This is a genomic window from Paenibacillus sp. DRB1-1 (assembly GCF_052119485.1).
Taxonomy (GTDB): domain Bacteria; phylum Bacillota; class Bacilli; order Paenibacillales; family Paenibacillaceae; genus Paenibacillus; species Paenibacillus polymyxa_B.
The window spans coordinates 5,246,579-5,267,943 of record NZ_JBODQH010000001.1; the positions used below are offsets into that span (position 1 = coordinate 5,246,579).

Here is a 21,365-nt window from a genome sequence, read left to right on the forward strand (position 1 = left end):
TATTTTATTAGCTTGAGGTGGTGGTGATAAATGTAGATGGCTAGACAACGTAGTCCCGAGCGGGACAAGGCAAAACAAATGTGGCTGGAGAGCGATGGAGCGATGAAGCTAAAAGACATCGCCGCCGCTCTTTCTGTTGGAGAGACTCAGGTCCGGAAATGGAAGTCACAGGACAAATGGGTAGACGATCTGAATAGTAACGTTACCAATGAATCCAAAAGTAACGTTACCAAACGAGGAGCGCCCAAAGGGAACAAAAATGCTGTCGGCAATCGTGGCGGTGCTCCCCCAGGAAATCAAAACGCTAAAGGGAATAGTGGTGGACCGGGCGGTCCTTTTCGTAATAAAAAGGCTCTCAAGACGGGAATGTATGAAACTATCTTTCTGGATGCCTTGGAGGAAGACGAGCAAGAGCTGTTTGATCAGATTGATACTTCTCCTTTGGCACAGCTCAACGAACAGCTTATTATGCTGTCTATCCAAGAGCGACGGCACATGCGCCGGGTCAAGCAGCTTGAAGCTGGCCTGACCGACGAGGAAAAGAAGATCAAACAGGAGCTACACCAGCGCAAGGACAAAGTTCCTTACACTAGCCCGAAAACAGGGAAGCAGATTAATCTGTCTGTTGAAACTGAAGGAATGAAGGTCACGGAAATTATGACCGTAACTACTTCAAAGCTGGATAAGATTTTAAAGCAGGAAGAAGCACTGGTCAAAACCCGTGATAAAAAGCTTCGGGTCATTAACCTTATTTCCAGCTTGCAGCAAGAGGAAGAAAAGCTGGAGATTGCTCGTGAACGGCTGGAACTGGAGAAATTCAAGACGCGTGGATATGGTGGTTCAGGAGGCGATGAAGGCGGCGAAAACGATGATGATGACGATGGGGATGACGACGAATGGTAATTACTCTTGCTAAGGAGCATCGAAAACGAGCCAAGCGGCGGTTAAAGCAGCGCCCTGAAAAGCTGGCTGAACTGAAAGAGGTTCTGGCTGACTTCGAGCAATTCTGCTGGCGCATGCTCAAAATTAAAACCAAGGACGGCCGCATTATGCCGCTCACGCTCAATGATGCCCAACGGGAATTTGTCCGTGAAGTTTTCGAGCAGATTAGGGCGGGCAAGGCGGTTCGGATCATCATCCTCAAGGCGCGGCAGATGGGATTCTCCACTGTCACAGAAGCCGTTATTTATTACCTCACGTCTTTGCAAGAGGCTAAGAATGCTTTTATCGTCGCTCAGGACTCGCACGCATCCGGTAACTTGTATGATATGTTCCGTTTGTACTATGAAAAAGTGCCGGAAATTATCAAGCCCATGAGTAAACGGAACAATACCAAAAGGTTCACGTTTGAAAATCCATCGGTGAAACCCTATGAACACCGCCTGAATCCGGGCCTTAAATCCAAGATAACCGTTCAGTCAGCAGAGAGCCGGGTTCTTGCTCGTTCGGAGACGATTCATTATCTGCATGCTTCGGAGTTGGCTTTCTGGCCAGCGAGTAAAAAGAAGAAGCATATGTTATCCGTCTTTGCGGCTTTATCCAAAGAGCCGGGGACATTGGGCGTTGTGGAATCTACCGCCAACGGCATGGACGATTTTAAGCAGATGTGGGATGCAGCATGTGAGGGTGAGAACGACTTTACGCCCATGTTCTTCGCTTGGTTCCAAATGCCAGACTATCGTAAGCGGGTACCTCCTGATTTTGTACTGACAACCGAGGAATTGGAGCTAAAAGCCAAGTATAATTTGGACGACGAACAGCTTCAGTGGCGGCGATTTACGATCCGAAACGATTGTAACGGCGACCCGCGTGTATTCCGACAGGAGTATCCATCCGAACCGTTGGAAGCTTTCCTTTTGTCTGGCGAAGGCATATTCGACAACGAGTACATTCAGAGTTTGCTTGAAGTTTTGGGCAAACCAGGAACGCGATATGAGGTTGACCAAGTAAAAGGGAAAGTGATCCGTGCAGACTCAGGCGAGCTGCGCGTTTTTGTCGCGCCCGAAGAAGGCAAACGCTACGTTATTGGGGCGGATACGGCTAAAGGCAAGGCGGGCGGAGACTATGACGCTGCGTATGTTCTGGAGGAACGTACTGGACAAATGTGTGCTGTGCTCTGGGGTAAGTGGGATACGGACTTATACGGAAAGAAGCTGGACACGCTGGGGCGCTATTACAATACGGCTTTGTTGGGCGTAGAGAATAACAATACTGGTGAATCGGTGCTGAACACTCTTTTCAACACATGTCATTATCCACTGCTTTACTTTGCCAAAAAGGGCGACATGGGCTGGAATACGAACAAAGTAACTCGTCCTGTGATGGTGTCTGATTTTAAAGAAGCCATTCGGGATCAGCTTTACCCGATTTACTGTCACCGACTGTATAAGGAGTGTTTAACCTTTATCGATAACAACGGCAAAGCCGAAGCCGATAGCGGCTGTAACGATGACTGTATAATGGCCTATGCCATCGCATTGCAACTACGGCAGGTAGCTGGTAGATGGTTTGACTGGTACGCGAAGAAACAGCAGCGGGCAGAGTCCCGTGATGATTACAACGAGGAAGTGGGGTGGATTTAAACAATGAGTGAAGGGAATGCACAATGGTTTCAGATCAGCAAAGCAGACGACGAACGGCATATACCGTCCAGTGCTCAATTGCCGGATTTATTTGACGATCTGTACGATCTTCACGGTCTGTTACCCTTCGCACTCGGCAATGACCCTGCTTCCTGCAAGCTGCTGGTCAAAAACTCAAATATCATACCGCAATGCATAGAGGCATACAAACGCAATATCGCTGGTTATGGTATTGCCCTGGAGTATTTGCCGGGTGAAAATGACAAAACCGCTCTGGATGATTGGAACAAGGCGGAGAAGTTTCTCGAAACTTGCAATCTGGAAGACACACCGGACGAGATTATAAGTCAGTTGATCGAAGACTTGGAAAGTACGGGAATGGCTCATGTAGAGGTAGCTTGGCCTGTAGGGTCGGAGTTCCCGACTATCTTTCGCATGAATCCCAAGTACGTACGTTGTACCAAGGAAAGTACGAAGGCGACTATCAAGCGTAAACGTCGAATCAGTTCTACGAAACAAGTGGAAGAATTTTCACAGGAGCTTTACACCCGGCGATATGCGATGAAACGTAATACTTCCGTCGTATGGTTTCGCTTATTTGGTACGGAGGCAGAGGAAGGTAGGGAAGGAAATCAGATTATCCCGCTTCGTATCGGTCATGACGGCCCCTATGGGGAGCCACGTTGGTTCGGCAATGCGCCTGGCGTGGTCGGCAGCCGCGAAGCTGAGGAATTGAATGTGAATTACTTTAGCAACGGACGGATGCTGTCCATGCTCCTAACCGTTACCAACGGTAAGCTGACAAAGCAGTCAATGGAGCTACTTAAAAAGGTGAAGGGTTCTGATTCTCAAGGCGGGATTTTGTATCTTGAAGCCAAAGGGGAAGAGACAGGCGGCCCGATGGACGAAAAGGTTGAAAAAGTGCAAATCAAGTTGGACAAGCTCAATGACCTGCTGCAACAAGATGCACTCTTTCTAGAGTATGGAAAGGAAAAGAAAGCTGATATCTTGTCCGCCTTCCGACTGCCTCCAATCTTGGTCGGTCAAAGCTCGGATTACAATAGGGCGACCGCCGATGCAGCTCTACGCTTTGCAGAAGAACAAGTTTTTGAGCCTTACCGCAAGTGGATCATGGCAGAGGTATTCAATAAACGCCTGTTCCCGGCTATGGACATTTTCCGAGTGCGTGCCGTGTTGAGAGGGCCGAAGATTATAGACCCGGCTGATCGCAAGGCAATGCTGGACTTTATCGCTGACCGGGGCATTATGCTGGTGCGGGATCTGATCCCGATTGCCGAGGACGTGCTGGGGACGACCATCGACGAAACCAAGTTCACCGAGGAATATCTGGACACACCGATTGCACAACTTGCAGCCAGTCAGCCCGCATTGCTTGAGTCAGAGCCTGACACCGATACAGACGATTTGCAAGAGCGTGTTGCTACAATTGCTAAACGCTTGTTAAAACAGGCTGACAAGGAGGCGGACTTACATGTGTGAGTCCTGCTGGGCGCTGATCGTCAAAGCTGACGACGATGAATTTCTGAATAGCCTTGAGCTGAGCTATGTTGAGCGTAAGGTGCTGGAAGAACTGTACAAGCAGGGCGAGGATCGCATAACCGAGATTCTGGAGCTTCAAGGTCAAGCCCTGCATGATGCCATTTTAGAACTAAGCGAGGATGCCCTGGGCGATATCGGGGAACTGGGTAAGGTGCTTATCGCTTTGCATACCACGGATGTATTCGCAGAACTGTTTGAGCAAGCCATACAGGAGGCTTTTGAACCGCTGTTTCATTTGGCCGGGGAAACAGAGCTGTCAGCGCTAGACAAGGAAAAGGTCTGGAACACTAGCAACAAGGCTGCTGGCCGTTTTACTAAGAAGCTTAAAAAGTTGGTTCCCGACATGAACAAAGCTTCTACGGATGTGTTGTTGCGTAGCTTCGGCAAAGCCATTGAGGAAGGAGCTACACCTTCAGAGCGGGCTTTGCTTGTACAGGAAGTCAGCGCGCAGGCTGCCAGCGGGGAAGATGGCCCATTTAGTATGCAGCGTGCGCAGCGCGTGTCCAGAACCATGAGCACAGCAGCCGCCAACGGTGGCAAGCTGGAGGGCTGGAAACAGTTGGAGATTGCCAAAGGCAAGAAATGGCGGTCTGCTGCTGGAACACGTACCCGCAAGAGCCATCGCAAGGCCAATGGTCAGGTGGTCCCGCTGGATGAACCGTTTAAAGTCGGTGATAGCAAACTGATGTATCCCGGTGATCCATCCGGGAAGGCAAAGGAGATTGTAAATTGCCGCTGTACGATGCAATTGGTGCTGAACTGATATTAATGAGGGGAGGTGAAAGAGAATATGACCTTTAAATTGAAAGATGCAAAGATTACACATATTTCGCTGGTTGATAAAGGGGCCAACGGCGTTCCATTTGCAATCATCAAAGCTGCCGGGAAAAATGCCATCCAGAAGCAAGTACAGATTGCGAAGGTTGACGATGCCAAGAAGGTTGTAATCGGTGTGGTATATCAGCCGGACGTGGCTGACGCTCATGGGGATCAGATGGATGCGGAAGAAATTGAGAAGGCTGCCCATCTCTTCATGGAGAAACAGCATACTTACAACATCGATAAGCAACATGATTTAGACACTGACAAAGGCTATGTAGTCGAATCCTATATTGCTCCTTGTGACATGGAGATCGGTGAACAAACTATTATTAAAGGCTCCTGGGTGGCCGGGGTAAAGGTAACGGATGACGACACTTGGGATGATATTCAGAAAGGCGAGATTACTGGCTTCTCGATGTGGGGTGTCGGTAAGCGGGAAGAGATCAAAGAAGACGGGGAGGTATCTAAAGGGCTCTTGAGTAAAATCGTTAAAGCGCTCGGTGCAATGGGATTGATTGAGAAAGGCGCAGTCGCTGACAAATACAATAAGAACCGCAAGAACCGCGAATTTTGGGCTGCTCAGGATGCCTTGAACGCGGTTCTTTTTCGTTGGGATAGTTGGGAGAGCGGCATGGAGAGCGAACCTGAATTAATCCGTGAAGCCCTTCAGGACTTTGTGGACATCGCTCAGGAAGTGCTCATTCAAGAAGATATTGTGAAGGCAATCGGTAGCCCACCTGAACAGATCGCCAAGGCTGGAAAGAAGATTTCTGCCGACAATCTGAAACACATTGATGATGCCATTGCTTCATTGACCGAATTAAAAACAAAAACTGCTCCTGCTGAAGAAGCTGAGCCTAAGGAGGACGACGATTTGAACACAGAAGATATTGCAAAGGCTGTACAAGCTGCCGTAGCACCAATTGCCAAACAGGTAGAAGCCCTGTCGACGCAAGTTACTGAATTGAAGAAACAAGAAGGGGCGGAGCCTGAACAGCCAGCGGGAACAGAGCAACCTGCTGAACCACAAGCAAACGCATTGACTGATGCGATTACTAAGGCACTGGCGCCGTTGACCGAGCAAGTTCAAGCGTTGGCTACTGATGTACAAGTTGTAAAGAACAGCCGTGGTGGTTCCGCTCAAGGTGGCTCTGGAGAAGACGAAATTCAAAAATCTGGCGGCGTAAGCTTCGGCGGCCTTCTGTAATCGAAAGGGGAGATAAACATGAGAACAAACGGACAAATTATTAAGTCTACCATCACGACTACGTCGGACCAAACAGCCCTGAACTATGAGCAGGTGGACAAGTTTACCGAAATGGCTTATGAATCTGCGGAGTTTCTAAAGGGAATTCGAACGGTTAACAAGATCAGCTCTAAAGGTACACTTGACAAAATCGGTGTGACTGGCCGTAACTTGCGTAGCAAAAAAGAAAATATTATGGCTGACAATACGCCTACCCCAACATTACCGCAAGTTCCGTATGCCGTAGAGCCCGTTGTTTTGCCATTCGAAATCACCGAGGAATTTATCCGTCAAACCGCTCGTGTACGTGGTCAGAACGGTGAGGATATTATTATGGCGGCCATGACCAAAAACTATGGTGAAAATATGCAGGATATTGGGTTTAACGGAGATACTGCTACACCGAATACTGACCCGGATTATGCTTTCCTAAGTATGAATAACGGTTGGTTAAAGCATGCGAAGACCAAAGGCAATTACATTGATTGGACCACGTTGAAGGACCCTCAGAAAAAGGGTGTACTGTTTGAACTGGAACGTGCGATTCCAACTCGTCTGCGTACTGGTGGTGTATTCAAGTATTTCATGCATCCGAATACCTTTTCTAAGCGGCTTCAGGCTTTGGCCGAGAAGGATACCAGCGCATCCATCCAATTGCAAATTATGGGCGGTGTGAAGAAGGTAAACAGCTATGAGGTTGAGGAAGTAGCCCATATGCCAGAGGGAGCTATCATCTTTACGTACCAACAGAACTTTGTCTTGGTCAATACGTACGATATGCAGATTCGTAAGACGACCGAGGGCAGAGAAGCCATTCTCGCGGACAAGCGTTTCTACGCTATCCATTCCGATTACGATTCTATCTTCGAAGAGCCAGGAGCGGTGGCATACGTCGAAGGGGTGGAATTTTAATGGCCTATATCACATATCGAGGAGAAAACACCTCTTTGATGCTTTACGGCATCCGCTTCCCGGCCAAAGTCCCGGTGCTGGTTGATAGTGAATCTGTTGTTAAAAATTTTCGTGAACGCACGGATTTTGATATCAAGGAAGAAAAGGTTATTCCGCTGGAAGACCTGACCCTCGTCCAGCTTAAAGATAAGGCTAAGGCTGCCGGGATTAAGGGATTTAGCAACATGAATACACAGGATCTGATCACTGCTTTGCGTGGTGGTGGTAAGCCTTCCGATGATACGCCGCCTGCAGGTGATCCACCGAAACTGGAAGGGGCTGACGGTAAGAATGCTGACAGCAGCGGTCCTCCAACAGCGTAGTCGGGTAAGTGCCATACAGGAGGCCACGCTAGATCAGCTTGACCAGTACATTGACGACGCACAGGTACGAATTGAGTTATACTTGCCCGTTCCCTTCCCTGATCCAGTAGACAAACAAATTATGCTTGCTTGGGTAAAGCTGGCGGAGGGACTAGCCCTACAAGACAGTGAGGAATATCTTGCATCTGTGGCGCGTAATTACGCGTCCGAGAGTGATGGAGCTTGGACGTACACTCGGCAGGCTGTAGAAGGTAAGACAACGGGTAATCCCGATGTGGACGCTATCTTGTTTTTGTGGGTCAACAAGCAGCGGACCCAATGACGGAAATGAAGCAAACACGTGCTGAAATGAGCTTGCAAATGCAAGAGATTGGAACGAATGTTGCTCAAGCAGCCCTTCCAGCTTTGAAGGAGTTTAACGCATTACTGGTGCAGAATAAGGACAACATTCAGGCGCTCGGTACGGGGATAACCAGTGCGATAACCGGAGCGACTAGCTTTTATAAAGATCATTTTAAAGCCATAAATACTGCCTTAATGGGGTTGGCTGCTGTACTGGTAGCTAAAAAATTATGGGCCTTTGCACAAGGAGTAAAGAAGTTCAACGATGATCTTTCAACTGCTGCTAAATGGGTAGGAGAGAAGGGAAAAGCAGGGGCAAATGCGACAGGCAGGGGAGTCAAAGCCGGGTGGAATTGGATTCGACGAAAACCTCCTGAACCTCCAACTCCACCACCTGAAGAAACTCCAGCCCAACGAGCTGCCCGGATACGGGAACGAATGGGTGGGCGCGGTGTCAGACGACAGTTGTCTGGGAACCGTAACCCTGCCGATGATCGTCTTGGCGGTTTGCGCTCTGTTACATCTATGACCGTTAATGCGACTAAAGTTTATATTAATGGCTCTGTATCCGGTGGTGGAGACGGTGGAGCTAGTGATGGCGGCGGTGATGATGGCGACCGAGACAGAGATCGCAATCGTAGACGAAACCGTCGTGGAGGGCGTAGGGGAGCAGGAGGCGGTAGACGTCGCATACGTATTAATGGACCTCGTCCTACTCCACCAAATCCACCTAACCCGAACCCAAGCCCAAGGGGATCGCGTGACAATCCTTATCGTATTCGTCGTCCTGCTCCACCAAATCCCCCGCCACCACCGAGTCCGCCTTCTGGCGGAGGCCGCTTGAGAGGCTTCCTGAAAGGAGCAGGTAAAGCGGCAAAAGTTGGGGGCATTGTTGGAACAGTGGCGAGCGTAGCAACAGGCGTATATGACCTCTACCAAGCCTCTAAGGAAAAGGGGGTACGCGAGGCTGTATCTACTCAGGGCGGTGCTATGGTTGGCGGTGTAGCTGGCGGTGCTATTGGCGGTGCTTTTGGGTCTGTTCTTGGTCCGCTTGGCACAATGGCCGGTGCATACATCGGGAATATTGTGGGGGAGAAGATCGGTAAATTTGCGGATGAAAGTGGACTGACTCGTAAAGTTGTGGACGGTGCAGTAGGTATTTTCAATTCTGCTAAGGATACCTGGAGCGGTGTTAAAAACTGGTTTACTGGAGACAAGAAGGAAGAGAAGCCCGGCCCGCCGCCAGAAGCTAAGATTACAATTAACGGGCTTACTGTGCAAAAGCAGCAGCATCTCAAGCAAATTGGAGACGAGGTGCGCAAGAGTATAGTCGATAAAGGTCTTAAAGAGGGACTGAAAACTGTTGCTGAACAGCCAGAAGTCAAGCAACGCCTTAATGCGCTTAAAAATACATTCGGCGCTGTTTGGAAAATGGGTGACAGCAGCAAAGCCCAGAAGAGTATTAAAGATGTAGGAACCGCTTCTAAGAGCAGCGCGGATGAGGTGGCCAAAGGGGCAGCAAAAAATAAACAGAGTTTTAATAGTGTCAGCGCTGCTGCAAAAACAGCCGTGGATAAGACCACGCAATATCTGCTGTCACTTAAAAACGTATCGAGCCAGGGCAATAGCTGGGGAAGTGATCTTATGTCCCATTTTATTGCTGGTATGCGCGGCCAGTTCCCCACGTTGTCTTCCGTTGTCAGTTCCGTTGCAGTAGTCCTTAAAAAGATGAAGGACGCAAAAGACGCTAATTCTGGCGGTGGTGGCACTACACCGAAGCCTAAGCCAAGACCTTATGCTCAAGGCGGATTTATTAATCGCCCTCATGTTGGGCTAGTGGGTGAAGCTGGTCCGGAAATGATAATTCCATTGTCGGCCAGCCGTCGCAGTCGTGGCCGGGAGCTATGGGAACGGGCTGGGATTATTATGGGTGTACGTCCATATGCAAATGGCGGCCAAGTCGGACGGTCAAGCCTGATCGGTGCGTCCAGTATGATGCCGATGGCACAGATGCTTAATCCATCCGTTTCGGCTGCCCCGAAGTCAATAAGCATTGAGAATATCAATATTGATTTCGGCGAACTCGCGAAGGGAATAACCGACTTTGTAGAATTTGCAAAAATGTTTAGTAGTCCGCAAGGTCGAGCGTTGATTCGCAAGGTGGTTGGTGAGGAATTGATTAAAGTATTGGAGAATGGAGGATAAGCGATGCTAGCACTATCGCAAGGCAAGATCCGTCTTACCTTTCCGATCACCCCGGCAGAGATTCAAATAACCGGAGGCAATGAAGTTGAAACCTTCACTGTCATAACTGGTCAGGAACGCACAGGGAAACCCGTCTCGAAGGTGAAACGGGTTTCTTTTTCTGCTATCCTTCCACGCTATTGGGAAGAAATTTGGGAAACGGATAGCAAGCAGACGGTCACGTATAAAACACCAGAAGTAACGTGGAAGCTGCTGGAGCAATGGAAAGGTAAACCCGTTGTACTTAACTTTGAGAATTTGTTTAGCCAAACGATGCTTCTGGAGGGGATGGATCAGACGTACAAGGACGGACAGGGAAATCTTCACGGTAACTATTCATTTGTGGAGTACAAGCCTGTTAAAATCGTCTCTTACTCCAACTCCAAGCAAGTTCTCAAGCCAGGTACGGTTATTACCAAATCGTCCAAAAGCCGCCCAAATACTACGGGCAAAAAGGACAAAAAGAACGATAAGAAAAAAGATGATAAAAAAAAGAAGGCAAAGGATAAAAGCAAAAAGGCCAAGGAAGACCCGAACGCTAGGGGCGCTTTTGACTATACCGGTTCCAAAAAGCGAATATCAGACAAGGTTTCCAAGGCGAAAGGGAAGTGATGCATTATGGACGGCTTTGCTGTTGTATATGGCAAGGAGAACGCCCGGCAGATGCTAACGGATGGCATAGAGGAAGTGTCCTGGTCCTCTGGCCGCGATGAGGTTGCCCGCAGCGCTACGGTGCGGCTTCGCAATGCAAGCAATATTAAGGTAGCTGGTATGCTGATGTGCTTTTCGCAAAAGGTTGGTGGTGCATTATATCATCACAAGAACCAATTTTTTCACGGCCCGATCATCAAATATGAACAAGACGAATTCACAAACGCCTGGGAAATTGAAGCGCGGGAGATCGGCTGGTACTTGTCCAAAAACAAGGGGACCCGACCATACTTAAAGGGTGAAGCTGGAACGGAGCTGCAAAGATACATCAAGAGCACAGGCATTGACTTCCGTTGTCCTGCTCTCGGCTTTAATTTGGACGAGCGTTATGGAACGATGGCCCATTCGGAAATTATCCTCGACGTATTGCAAAAGGCATATGAGCGTAGCGGCTACCGTTATTATGTAGACCTTGTAAGGACGGAAAAGAGCTTTTATCTGCAGGTGATGCGCGAAGGGACCAATACCAAGGTCCCTATTTTTGTTCCCGAGCAAATGACCTCCAGCACCGCAGGATACAGCATCGAGGACACCTATACAGTCGTCACCGCCCAAAAGTGGAAGGATGACAAGATTGCTTCTGCTGTTACCAAAACGGCGTCGGGCGCGGTGAAGGCTATGGGCAGGATGGAAGAGATTATTGAAGTCGGGGAAGACGAAAAACCGGAGATCATTGCCACGCAGCGGCTCAAAGTTTTGTCCGCTGCCAAACAGATCAAGAAGATTACAGTTCGGCACACGGACCATACGTTATCCGGCTTGCGCTCTGGTTGGCTTGTCCTAACTAAGACCGATCATACTTCTAAATGGATTGTCGTCACGGCAGATAGCAGCTACAAGAATGGAACATATACCGTAACGCTGGAATTGGAAAGGAGGCAATAGCGGTGCTGAATGATGCGCTCAAGCTTCTAAAAGAACAAACCAAAGACAGTATCGACGCACGGGACACCGAAAGGGCTACGCTTCTAAGTTGGCCGGGTAGCCCGTCAATAGAGGTGGATGGTGACCCGGCTCCCTATCCAGCGGACAAGCTAGTCTTTGCTGACTATCTGTTGGACCGGGAAGTCAAAGCCGATTTCATAGCTAATGAATATCTGGAGGGCGATGAAGTCAAAGGCAGTGTCACAGGCGTATTGGCTAACGGGGTGGTATACGAGACAGGGGAGCCTTACAAACAGGCCCCACGCAGCTCATTACGTGGCAAGTTGGTTATTCCCAGCCCTTTGCAGGTCGGAGATCGGCTGATTGTCTCCAGGCTGAGCGGACAGCGGTACTACGTCCACGGGAAGGATGTGGGCGCTGTTGGCTGACGATGAAACGTTATTTCCGGATATAGACTTTTCCGCATTGGACGAGGTGGAGCTGACCGAAACCGTAGCATCTGAAACCAAATGGACGTACGTGATCGACTATCGCACGCGGCAGATGGCAACCACCGACGACGGGCGTCCCCAAAAAACGGCTACGTATGGTGAATACCTTGTGCAGACGGCGCTAAAAATCCTGAACACCGAGCGATTTCAATATGTGGTGTATGACGCTGATATCGGTGTCGAACGATCTGAATGGGCCAATTGGGAGGACGTTGAAATAAAACGCGACATTGAGGAAGCTTTGGCAGCTCATACGGAAATCTCTCAAGCTGAGGTATTGTCGATGGAGCGGAACGGCCAGAACATGTATTTGCGAATTAAATTAACCGGGCTGGCCGGAGAAGTAGAATTGGAGGAGGCGATTGAATTGTGAATGTGAAATTAACAGACCTTCCTGCACTGCCACCGATGGCAATTTTGGAGGAAACCCCAGAGGAAGTTTACCGCCGATGGGTCAACCGGGCGATTACATTGGCACAAGAACGCGGTCTACCTCCACCCCCGACGGATCCGGGAGAGTTATTTTATGATCTGTGGTATCCCATCGCTATGGAATACGCTGAACAGCAGGAGTTGTTAACATATGCCTTTCTCCAAGCCTTCCCCATTTGGGCAGACAGTGAGTATTTAGATGGTCACGGATGGTCGGATGGTATGCCTCGGAAGGTGGGGGAGGACGACGACACGTACCGATTGCGAATGCTTGAGCGTGCGTTTACTGAGGAAGGCAGCGGGCGTCGAAAGGACTATGAGACATGGGCAAAGGAGCTGGAGGGCGTTGGCGGTGCTGTTGCCATTGAAAAGGAGCGGCACGATAACAGCATCGATTTGTATCTCACTGACCTTCAAGGACAGCCGATCACGGAAGAGTTCGCCGCTAAAGTTAAGACGGATATGTGGGAAACCAAGCGGATTGCCGGGCATGATCTGGCTGTACATCCTGCCCCAGTATTCACGTTGCAAGTAGCTGCGAAACTAAATACGGTTCTTCCGCTTCCAGAATTGGTGGAGCCCATTAGGAAACGGATAGCCGACTACGCCATTGGCAGAACAAAGCTGGTATTCAACTATGTTGGTGCTGCTCTGCTTGTGAAGGGTGTTGAGGATTACGACAATCTCACGCTTAATGGAGCGGCAGAGGATATTGATGTCCCGGCCACGTCTGTTTTGAATATTGAGGTGACCCTGACATGATACCTCTGCGATACCGGGAAATGCTGCCGCCACACATGTATGAGATCGACATGGCCGAGCGGCATTTTGACGTTATGGAGTTGGAAGTAAACGATCGGGAAAAGTCGATTGACAATCTGGGAAATCAGTTCGTTTTAAAGACTGCTACTTGGGCATTGCCTATTTGGGAGTGGATATATTTCCACCAGGAGCAGATTGGGAACTTAGAACAGCGCCGTGACGCGATACGTCGTAAGCGTTGGGCCAAGCGACCTTTTACACTGCCGGTACTGCGACTGATTGGTGGGAAGTACGGTAATCTATTGGACGTACAAGAGGACTTTCTAAAAAAAACAATTCTATTTGTCTATGCTGTTGATACCCCACTTGATGTAAAAAGTCTGATGGAAGAGTTTGAGTACATTCGGCCTGTCCACATCAATAAGGCTTTGCCCTCAATTCACATTGAATTTCATCATGCACATCAGATCCATTCCCGCATACATTTCCGTTCACGTGTTCGTTTTTTTGGTGGTCGTCCTTGGTATCTGGATGGTGTTGAGTTACTGAGCGGTGCTGCATCCTTGTCTGGATGGACCAATGAGCGTCAGCGATATCGAAACCAGGTGAAGCTCAGGACGCGGCATCAGGAAGAGAATCGACAGGAAAGCGTTGTAAAGGTTCGGCAGAACTATTGGCTGTTGAACGGAAGTGTTCCGCTAGATGGCAGCAGGTTGCTCAGCTCCACAGAGAAAATATCTACAATATAGGAGGTCAATATGGCAGATCAGATTTTAACCATTACAACAGCATACGCTAGGGAGCAGATGGCCCGGGCTCGTGCTGAAGGTAGCACGCTAACGAAGGTTGTCAAAATGGCATTCGGCAGGGGTGGAGTGGACGCAGAAGGCAAGCCGCTACCATTGGATGGTACTGAGCAGGCTTTAAAAGCAGAACTGATTCAAAAGGATATTACCAACTATGAATTCATTGCCCCAGCAACGATCCGCTATATCTGCTCACTGGCTGAAACTGAATTGGCTGGGAAGACGATCAATGAACTGGCGTTGGTTGATTCGGCTGGCAAACTAACGGCCATACGAACCATGACCAACAAAATTAAGGACAGCGACATGGAGTTTATATTTGAAATTGATGATATCTACTAAGGAGGATGAGTCTGATGGCAATAAAACAGCCACGTAGATTTGTTACCACGGATCAAGGGCACGCCGATGTTTTTAATCAACCAATTGATACACTTTATGAAAACGACCAGGCGTTGGCCGCACAGATTGAAAACATTAAAAACGATCCGGCCGGTAATGACATTGCATCCAAGGTGGCACTGGACAATCACATTTCTGATACCAACTTGCATGTAACTGCCGCCAAGCAAGCGACGTGGAATGCGGCAGAGGGAAATGCCAAGAAGTATACAGAGCAGTATGCAGCACCCAAGGCGCATACGCATCCTGCATCGGATCTGCCTTCCGCATCAACACAGGCGCGCGGAATTGTGCAGATTAATACATCGGTAAGCAGCACTTCTACAGATCAGGCAGCCGCGCCGATCGCGGTCAAGACGGCATATGATCGAGCCAATGAAGCATACAGCCGGGCAGACCAAGCTTTTACGCAAGCCGTTGATCTGAAAAATAAAATCGTAGGCGCGATCAACGGCAAGGGAGGAAGCGCCAATACTGATATGACTGCCGATCAAATAGTCGCCTCATTAAACAATATGCCAGTTAAAAAATATGCTAACGGCAATTTAAATCTGTCGATTAGCGGTGAGCCTGATGGGGGACAAACTGCAGCTCTACCAGCCGTCATGACAAGGACATTCCAGCTACCCACAGGATTTAATATAGGTAGGTTGTTCATTCGGGTATCAGCATCCGTCTACGCTATAATTTCGATGAGCAGTGGATGGAATCAGTTTTCGTTGCCGTCAGGACTTATAACGGTAGCGCCGGATGCACAAGGAGACATCAGCAATACAAACGGGAGTATAGCGGTCAGTTTGTCGGGGACCACTGTAACTGTATTTGTCAAGTCTGAAATCTATAGCGGAGCACCTCGCAGATATGAAGCGGGAATATCTTTATGGTGGGCAATCGAATAAGGAGGAGAAAAGGATGACTAAATTTGGAAGACGTATTTTTTATCGGAAAACTACAGGGGAAGTTCTCTTGATTCGTGGAGAAGCGCAGGGGGATGTAATCGAATCAACGGTCGATGATGATTTCGGTTTTTACCCTGAAATAAAAGCTTTGGACAGGGATCAAGTAGGCGTTTTGCAGTTGGAATATGGGCAACACACAGAGGACTTCGCTCTGGCGACTGCTTATCGAGTTGATCCATCTACACATACTATGCTTTTTACTTTTCCTACGGACAAACTCGAGGAACCCGTCCCTGTGCCTCAGCAGCCTTTATCCGATCAAGTGGCAGAGTCGAAACAATCGGATTTGGACAACAAAGAAGCCATAGCCGGGCTTATTCAGATCGTCATGTCACAAGGCGATGTTAAATAGAATCCGTGAATGGATTCTATTTTTTGTATTATGGAAGCTCGTGAAGGGAGGTGATAGCATGAATGAGCAGATTAAAAAAGCTTTTGCGACGACACTTGTACATCTTATCCTTGCTGGCCGACGTGAAATTGAGGACGTGCCAGTAGCATTGCGAGACTTGGTTAAAGCTGACTTGGGCATTACTGAGCCTACGCAAGTGGCTCCAGCAGTTGAACAAACAACGGAACAAGAAGCGTAAGCGGCGTATCCAATCGGATGGGCTATTTTTTTGCCCCCGGTAAGTGGTCGGGGGCTTTATTTTTACAGGTTAGGCAGAGAGTCCTGACCACGGAGACGGGGGAAGCAAGTGGACAAGTCGGAGGTTTATAAATTAATTGCCGCCTTTGGGGGGAGCGCGATAACGTATTTTTTTGGAGGGTGGTCATTTGCTTTAGCTGCGCTCCTTACATTTACAATATTTGATTATGCTACAGGGCTGCTTGCAGCGTGGACGGAGGGCAAAAAAGGAACGGGTCCAGGTCTAAAGAGCAAGATTGGTCTTATCGGTATTTCACGTAAGGTTTTTATCTTTGCAATGGTAGCCGTGGGACATATTGTAGACGGTATTATGGGGGATAGCCATTTGTTTCGAGACACGGTGGCTTACTTCTATTTGGCTAACGAACTACTTTCAATCATCGAAAACGGTGGTAGGATGGGTGCCCCAATTCCACCAGTGATCCGGCAGGCGGTTGAAGTGCTAAAGAGTAAAGGCGGCAACCAAGGAGGGGGTAGTAAGGATGCTGACGTTGGAACAACTAAAGAAAAAATCTGATAAACGCTTGATCGGACTAGATTCGGTTTTCAAGCTTGTTATAGAAAAATTAATTGAGCGATGTTATGCCCGTGGTGTTTGGATTGTGATAACTCAAGGCTTACGAACTTATGCGGAGCAGGATGATTTGTATGCTCAAGGCCGTACGAAGCCGGGGAAAGTGGTCACAGATGCCCGGGGCGGATACAGCAATCATAATTTCGGATTCGCTGCTGATTTTGCATTGTTGCTTCGGGATGGCCGTACGGTGTCCTGGGACACATTGAAAGATGATGATAAGGACTCGCTGCCTGATTGGAGTGAAGTGGTTGAGGAAGCAAAAAAACTCGGGCTTGAGTGGGGTGGCGATTGGCGCAGCTTTAAGGACATGCCTCACCTGCAAATGGTCTTCGGAATCACGACTGCTCAATTCCGGGCAGGTAAGCGTCCGAGCCAGACGCAACTCAACACAACGTTGGCGAAGATTAATTCACTTAAAATGGAGGATGGACCTATGACAGCAGAAGAAAAAGCAGCGTTTAAGGCATTGCAAAACACTGTACAGAAGCAAGCTGACCGTATCAAGACATTGGAGAGAGCAGCTAAACAGCCTAAAGTACCCGCGTGGGCTGAGCAAGCCTGCATCAACGCCAAGGCTGTAGGGGCACTGGACACAGCAAATGACGGTAGCTTTGACTTTTACCGTATGGTCACGATGCTTGACCGAGCCGGAGTATTCAAAAGGGGAGTTGTCGCACAATGACAGATTGGAAACGTAAATTGTCCAGCCGTAAATTTTGGGCGCTGTTGGCCGCACTTATAACAAGCTTACTTACTACATTTGGAGCAAGTAACGACACGGTTATTCAAGTTACTGGCGTGATCGGAGCATTCGGTGCAGTGATTGCTTACATTCTGGCTGAGGCTTATGTGGACGGTAAGTCTACGGGATCTGATAGTCAGGAATAATCCTAAACGTTTAAGATTTCAAAAAGACCCTACTGGCATTTAGCTGGTAGGGTCTTTTTTTGTTTATATCGTTCTATTCGTGTAATCTATGCGGAAAGTTTATATCAGACATTAGTTGCATATTATATTGACAGATGGTTAATTTTGGTGAAAAATGAAGTATGTTTTTAAAAAAAATGGAATATTTATGCGAAGGGTGGCTATGGCATGAAGCATACACCTACGATTCGAGCAGAATTAGACAGATACCTACAACAAGAGGGCATGAGTCTAACGCAATTCGGGCATATAGCAGGCATGAATAGGGGAATAGTAAGTGCTATTGTAACGGGGAATAAGTCTATGTCTGTTAACCAGCTTGACCTAATTACTGAGGCTATGGGTTTGCCGGAAGGTCACTTTTACGACTTGTTCGTGGAAAATTACATCATCGAGCATCCTCCGAATATGAGGCGAATCGAGCCATTTTTGTATCGCTGTGCAGAGTTGGACAAGTTGGATGCGATCCGTCGAGTGGTGGGAGCCATCATGGACAATCTACTATATTCACCCAAGCTATTTGAAATTGCAGAAGAATTGTTGGCGCAGGGACAATATGAGGCTGCACTACTGCTCTATGAGGGTGTGGCTGAAGCGGAGAAATATCAACATTCTGAGCGTTTGGCAGTCTGTCAATATCGTATATTCACGATTCAAGTTGGAGACGATCAAAGCCGTAATCTCAAGGCAGCAACGCTATTTGAACCCTTCGTGGAACGTCTGGATGAAATAGAACAGCTTGATGCGCTGAAGGATTTGGCTAACGTGTACAGGTCTTTGCGTAAATGGGACAAGGTAGAGGAAGTAGCAAAAATAATGAGGACTAAAGCGGAAATTCAATATAATTTGAAACATGAACACAAGAGTCGAGAATGTAATGAATCTACTAAGAAGCTGACTCGTCCTTTGTTTGTATACATTTCCTATGCTGACCTGCTGTGTGCAGGTGTCTACGAGGCCCAAGGCGATTACCACCAAGCTCTACAATATACATACGCCTATGCTGATTTAGATTGGGTTAAAGAGACAGACGAAGATACCCAACACTGGATTGGCTTATTTAAGCACTGGGCAAAAGCTAATATTATTGTCAATAAGCTTTTATCCGGAGATATAAAGGTCCTGCAAGAATATATTGATTACATCGATGCAGCGGAGGATACATCTCAAGAAGATAAGGTCATCCAACTGCTGAATATTATGATAGCGGCTAACCGATATGATATTGATGTTAGTAACATAATTAAACGCTTTGAAGCGGACATTGTATCATTATCGCAACACTCACCAAGTGATATGTATACTCAACAAGTGGTACCAGATTACTTTGCATGGTGTGGTTACGAGTTGGCTCATTATTATTTACATCGAAATTCTTATGATGATGGTTTTAAACATTTGATGTATTCTATGGTAAGTTATCATACACTAAATAATGAGACTTATTTCATAAATTGTATGGGGCTATTTTTACATTTTCGAGAACATGCGACTCCTGAAACCAAAGCGAATTTTTTAAATCTTATTGAAAAGGTGTGGATGAACAATGTTAAAAAAAATGGCACTGATGATCGTCGCGGCTAGCTTTTTGTTAATTGTTACTGTACCTATTCATTCGCATGGCATAGAGCCTCAAGTACAGCATGGAGGGGCTTAAAAGTAGTAGAGCAAATCCCCGCTAACCTTAATTGGTCAGCGGGGATTTTTTTGTTGAAGGTTTTCTACACTGTCCATCGAATAGCTATTTGAGGTGATCAGCATGAACCATACATATAAAGTGTTAAAGTCAGATATAGAACTGTTGTAGTTACGTTAAGTCAGATAAAAATGTATCAGAGTATAGCTTCGCTTTGAAATTTATGGTATATTGTAGTTGGAATTGCGACTAGGCCTCTGATCTTGGTTAAGGGGCAGGTAATGATGAAATTTACTGAAGAATTTATTTTTAAAATGATAAGAACAACTTTTGGAATGTGTAAGTTGATAATTTTGGTTTTGCTAATATTGATTCTTTTTAAGTAGTTGGTTAGTAACATATTGTAATGGACTGAAATAACTTTTTATAACGATTATTTTGAGTTTTGCTATCTTGATTTAACAGAGTACTAGTCGCCTTCCCTTACTTGGGAGGCGATAAGTGCTAAATAAAGTAGTGCACTGAAAAGGCGTCTTCTCACTTCTTGAGAAGACGCCTTTCATGTGTTATCTGCTAATTAAATGAGATAAAGGAGATGAGTTTATTATTCGAGAATGGTCGATAAACTTTTTAGAAGCGAATGGTTATAGTTCTATGGTAATAGTTCTTGTTGACTAATTCACTCAATGTTGTAATAATCTAAGAAGGTAATATAAGTGAAAGGTAGGGAGGTTTTAGAGTTGACCCATTTATCTCAAGATGACTTATTATCTCAAATTAAAGAGATAAGGATTGAACTTGAAAAAAAAGAGTTCAATGTTGAAGGATTTCTTGCTGAATGTAGAGATATAGAGGAGGTGCTTATAGAAAATAGTTTGAGTTCGTCAATTTTGCTAAGTAAGCAATATGAAATCGTGGATTTAAGAAGGAAAATCGTTAAACGTATTAATAAAGGGAAGAAGATTTTTATTTATTCATGGATAGGGTTGATATTTTTATACGGATTTATGATCACGCTATTAAATTTACTCAATCATGATACACGTCTTTTAAATAATCTCCCGATCAAATTTATCTTGTTTATAACTGTCGGAGCAATTGGCGGAATGACGTATACTCTTATTTCGGAATTTAATAAAAATATTAATACTACTTTCGATACTTCATACAGAAATCTCTTGGCAATAATGTTTCCAGTAATTTTTATATGTGTATTTAAGTATAATAATGATGGTTTAGAAGGAATTAATGGTTTGAATTTTTTGTTTTTCGTATGTGGGTTTAGTACAGAGTTTTTATTATCATTCCTAAATAAATTAGTGATTGCAGCTAAGTCCATGTTTAATTTTAATGGTTCCAACGGAAATGGGTGAGAAATCTCGAAGATATTGCATAAAATAGATTCGAAATTGGAGAGTGTTATTACTTGCATAAAATATTACATACAGACACTGACTTTTTGATCGCTGCTTTGTCTGGTTCCCGCGTATATATAGTTTCTCCAATAGATGAGAATATGGTGGAAATTATAGATTACGGAGGACCTGTCGAGAAGTATACACCGGAGTCAATCAAGATCAACGGATCTTATTTTTTCCGTAATCACTTTGAATTTAGAGTAGATGTAAAGAAGGACTCCGCTGGTATGTAACCAGTATGGAGTCCTTTGTTGTTTATTATTTAGTTGAATACTCGCTTACTTCAAATGTGAGTATTTTATTGAATATTACATAGTCCTTACGGCTGCTGAATGGTCCTTTGTTGTTATCATGTTTATCAATGGCATAAGATGCTGTGCCTGATCCTGCTTGTTTTGCTTCATACCAAGAAATGAAAAAGTTTATTTCTTTCATGCTCAAATCGAATTCTTTCTCCAAACCGGTATCCATAGTGACAACCAAGATTGAACGATCACCAGTCGGTTGTTCTGGGTCTGGAGTCGGTGTAGGGTCAGGATCGGGTGTTGTAGGTGGAGTATCAGGGTTAGTATTGTACATCTCAAGAGCCCCAAGAGTAAGGATATTTTGTCCGTTATTTATTGACACATTCAAACGATAT

The 21,365-nt window shown here is 46.5% G+C and carries 25 protein-coding genes and 1 pseudogene; 25 read left to right on the top strand and 1 reads right to left on the bottom strand.

The window, feature by feature from the left end:
- The first annotated feature begins 36 nt into the window (after positions 1 to 36).
- The 25 genes from ACQW03_RS23585 (at position 37) to ACQW03_RS23705 (ending at position 20,958) form a co-directional block, all read left to right on the top strand.
- Positions 37 to 903 carry a phage terminase small subunit-related protein gene (locus ACQW03_RS23585; protein WP_220029631.1) on the top strand — a complete coding sequence of 289 codons (867 nt, stop codon included), beginning with the start codon at positions 37 to 39 and terminating at the stop codon, positions 901 to 903.
- Positions 897 to 2,582 carry a DNA packaging protein gene (locus tag ACQW03_RS23590; RefSeq protein ID WP_220029630.1) on the top strand — a complete coding sequence of 562 codons (1,686 nt, stop codon included), beginning with the start codon at positions 897 to 899 and terminating at the stop codon, positions 2,580 to 2,582. The genes ACQW03_RS23585 and ACQW03_RS23590 overlap by 7 nt, the downstream gene beginning before the upstream one ends.
- A gap of 3 nt (positions 2,583 to 2,585) precedes the next feature.
- Positions 2,586 to 4,082, top strand: a complete 1,497-nt coding sequence (locus tag ACQW03_RS23595; protein WP_220029629.1) for a phage portal protein — start codon at positions 2,586 to 2,588, stop codon at positions 4,080 to 4,082.
- On the top strand, positions 4,075 to 4,905 hold the full coding sequence (locus ACQW03_RS23600) for a phage minor head protein (RefSeq protein WP_441952026.1): 831 nt from the start codon (positions 4,075 to 4,077) through the stop codon (positions 4,903 to 4,905). The genes ACQW03_RS23595 and ACQW03_RS23600 overlap by 8 nt, the downstream gene beginning before the upstream one ends.
- 27 nt (positions 4,906 to 4,932) lie before the next feature.
- Positions 4,933 to 6,171 (top strand): XkdF-like putative serine protease domain-containing protein, encoded by a 1,239-nt coding sequence (locus ACQW03_RS23605; protein WP_441952028.1) that lies wholly within the window; start codon positions 4,933 to 4,935, stop codon positions 6,169 to 6,171.
- An 18-nt stretch (positions 6,172 to 6,189) separates the two neighbouring features.
- Entirely contained in the window at positions 6,190 to 7,122 is a 933-nt protein-coding gene (locus ACQW03_RS23610) for a major capsid protein (RefSeq protein WP_441952030.1), read from the top strand.
- Positions 7,122 to 7,484: a Rho termination factor N-terminal domain-containing protein gene (locus ACQW03_RS23615; RefSeq protein ID WP_441952032.1), complete on the top strand. Its 363-nt coding sequence runs from the start codon at positions 7,122 to 7,124 to the stop codon at positions 7,482 to 7,484. The genes ACQW03_RS23610 and ACQW03_RS23615 overlap by 1 nt, the downstream gene beginning before the upstream one ends.
- Complete coding sequence (locus ACQW03_RS23620) at positions 7,453 to 7,806, top strand: hypothetical protein (protein WP_441952034.1); 354 nt, start codon at positions 7,453 to 7,455, stop codon at positions 7,804 to 7,806. The genes ACQW03_RS23615 and ACQW03_RS23620 overlap by 32 nt, the downstream gene beginning before the upstream one ends.
- Entirely contained in the window at positions 7,803 to 10,031 is a 2,229-nt protein-coding gene (locus tag ACQW03_RS23625; RefSeq protein WP_441952036.1) for a hypothetical protein, read from the top strand. The genes ACQW03_RS23620 and ACQW03_RS23625 overlap by 4 nt, the downstream gene beginning before the upstream one ends.
- Positions 10,032 to 10,034: 3 nt before the next feature.
- Positions 10,035 to 10,682 (top strand): hypothetical protein, encoded by a 648-nt coding sequence (locus tag ACQW03_RS23630; protein WP_075153661.1) that lies wholly within the window; start codon positions 10,035 to 10,037, stop codon positions 10,680 to 10,682.
- Between the two features lie 6 nt (positions 10,683 to 10,688).
- Complete coding sequence (locus tag ACQW03_RS23635; protein WP_441952038.1) at positions 10,689 to 11,666, top strand: XkdQ/YqbQ family protein; 978 nt, start codon at positions 10,689 to 10,691, stop codon at positions 11,664 to 11,666.
- Positions 11,667 to 11,668: 2 nt separating this feature from the next.
- Positions 11,669 to 12,094 (top strand): hypothetical protein, encoded by a 426-nt coding sequence (locus ACQW03_RS23640; RefSeq protein WP_441952040.1) that lies wholly within the window; start codon positions 11,669 to 11,671, stop codon positions 12,092 to 12,094.
- Positions 12,087 to 12,530, top strand: coding sequence for a DUF2634 domain-containing protein (locus ACQW03_RS23645; RefSeq protein WP_441952042.1), 444 nt, complete (start codon positions 12,087 to 12,089; stop codon positions 12,528 to 12,530). The genes ACQW03_RS23640 and ACQW03_RS23645 overlap by 8 nt, the downstream gene beginning before the upstream one ends.
- On the top strand, positions 12,527 to 13,351 hold the full coding sequence (locus ACQW03_RS23650; RefSeq protein WP_441952044.1) for a baseplate J/gp47 family protein: 825 nt from the start codon (positions 12,527 to 12,529) through the stop codon (positions 13,349 to 13,351). The genes ACQW03_RS23645 and ACQW03_RS23650 overlap by 4 nt, the downstream gene beginning before the upstream one ends.
- Positions 13,348 to 14,100, top strand: coding sequence for a putative phage tail protein (locus tag ACQW03_RS23655; RefSeq protein WP_441952046.1), 753 nt, complete (start codon positions 13,348 to 13,350; stop codon positions 14,098 to 14,100). The genes ACQW03_RS23650 and ACQW03_RS23655 overlap by 4 nt, the downstream gene beginning before the upstream one ends.
- Before the next feature lie 9 nt (positions 14,101 to 14,109).
- Positions 14,110 to 14,499, top strand: coding sequence for a phage tail-collar fiber domain-containing protein (locus ACQW03_RS23660; protein WP_441952048.1), 390 nt, complete (start codon positions 14,110 to 14,112; stop codon positions 14,497 to 14,499).
- A 14-nt stretch (positions 14,500 to 14,513) separates the two neighbouring features.
- On the top strand, positions 14,514 to 15,458 hold the full coding sequence (locus ACQW03_RS23665; protein ID WP_441952050.1) for a phage tail protein: 945 nt from the start codon (positions 14,514 to 14,516) through the stop codon (positions 15,456 to 15,458).
- 13 nt (positions 15,459 to 15,471) lie between these two features.
- Positions 15,472 to 15,870: a hypothetical protein gene (locus tag ACQW03_RS23670; protein ID WP_441952052.1), complete on the top strand. Its 399-nt coding sequence runs from the start codon at positions 15,472 to 15,474 to the stop codon at positions 15,868 to 15,870.
- A 58-nt stretch (positions 15,871 to 15,928) separates the two neighbouring features.
- Positions 15,929 to 16,108: a CD1375 family protein gene (locus tag ACQW03_RS23675; RefSeq protein WP_241113322.1), complete on the top strand. Its 180-nt coding sequence runs from the start codon at positions 15,929 to 15,931 to the stop codon at positions 16,106 to 16,108.
- A gap of 108 nt (positions 16,109 to 16,216) precedes the next feature.
- Positions 16,217 to 16,684: a phage holin family protein gene (locus tag ACQW03_RS23680; RefSeq protein WP_220029609.1), complete on the top strand. Its 468-nt coding sequence runs from the start codon at positions 16,217 to 16,219 to the stop codon at positions 16,682 to 16,684.
- Positions 16,650 to 17,426, top strand: a complete 777-nt coding sequence (locus ACQW03_RS23685; RefSeq protein WP_441952055.1) for a M15 family metallopeptidase — start codon at positions 16,650 to 16,652, stop codon at positions 17,424 to 17,426. Before ACQW03_RS23680 ends, ACQW03_RS23685 begins: the two co-directional genes overlap by 35 nt.
- Positions 17,423 to 17,632, top strand: coding sequence for a hypothetical protein (locus tag ACQW03_RS23690; protein WP_441952056.1), 210 nt, complete (start codon positions 17,423 to 17,425; stop codon positions 17,630 to 17,632). The genes ACQW03_RS23685 and ACQW03_RS23690 overlap by 4 nt, the downstream gene beginning before the upstream one ends.
- Before the next feature lie 207 nt (positions 17,633 to 17,839).
- Positions 17,840 to 19,255: a transcriptional regulator gene (locus ACQW03_RS23695; protein ID WP_441952058.1), complete on the top strand. Its 1,416-nt coding sequence runs from the start codon at positions 17,840 to 17,842 to the stop codon at positions 19,253 to 19,255.
- Positions 19,256 to 20,023: 768 nt separating this feature from the next.
- Positions 20,024 to 20,680 (top strand): hypothetical protein, encoded by a 657-nt coding sequence (locus ACQW03_RS23700; RefSeq protein WP_441952060.1) that lies wholly within the window; start codon positions 20,024 to 20,026, stop codon positions 20,678 to 20,680.
- Between the two features lie 53 nt (positions 20,681 to 20,733).
- Positions 20,734 to 20,958, top strand: a complete 225-nt coding sequence (locus ACQW03_RS23705) for a hypothetical protein (RefSeq protein ID WP_441952062.1) — start codon at positions 20,734 to 20,736, stop codon at positions 20,956 to 20,958.
- A gap of 25 nt (positions 20,959 to 20,983) precedes the next feature.
- Here ACQW03_RS23705 and ACQW03_RS23710 read toward each other — a convergent pair.
- A pseudogene (locus ACQW03_RS23710) lies at positions 20,984 to 21,229 on the bottom strand (ran-binding protein 10); the annotation flags it as partial.
- Positions 21,230 to 21,365: the final 136 nt, after the last annotated feature.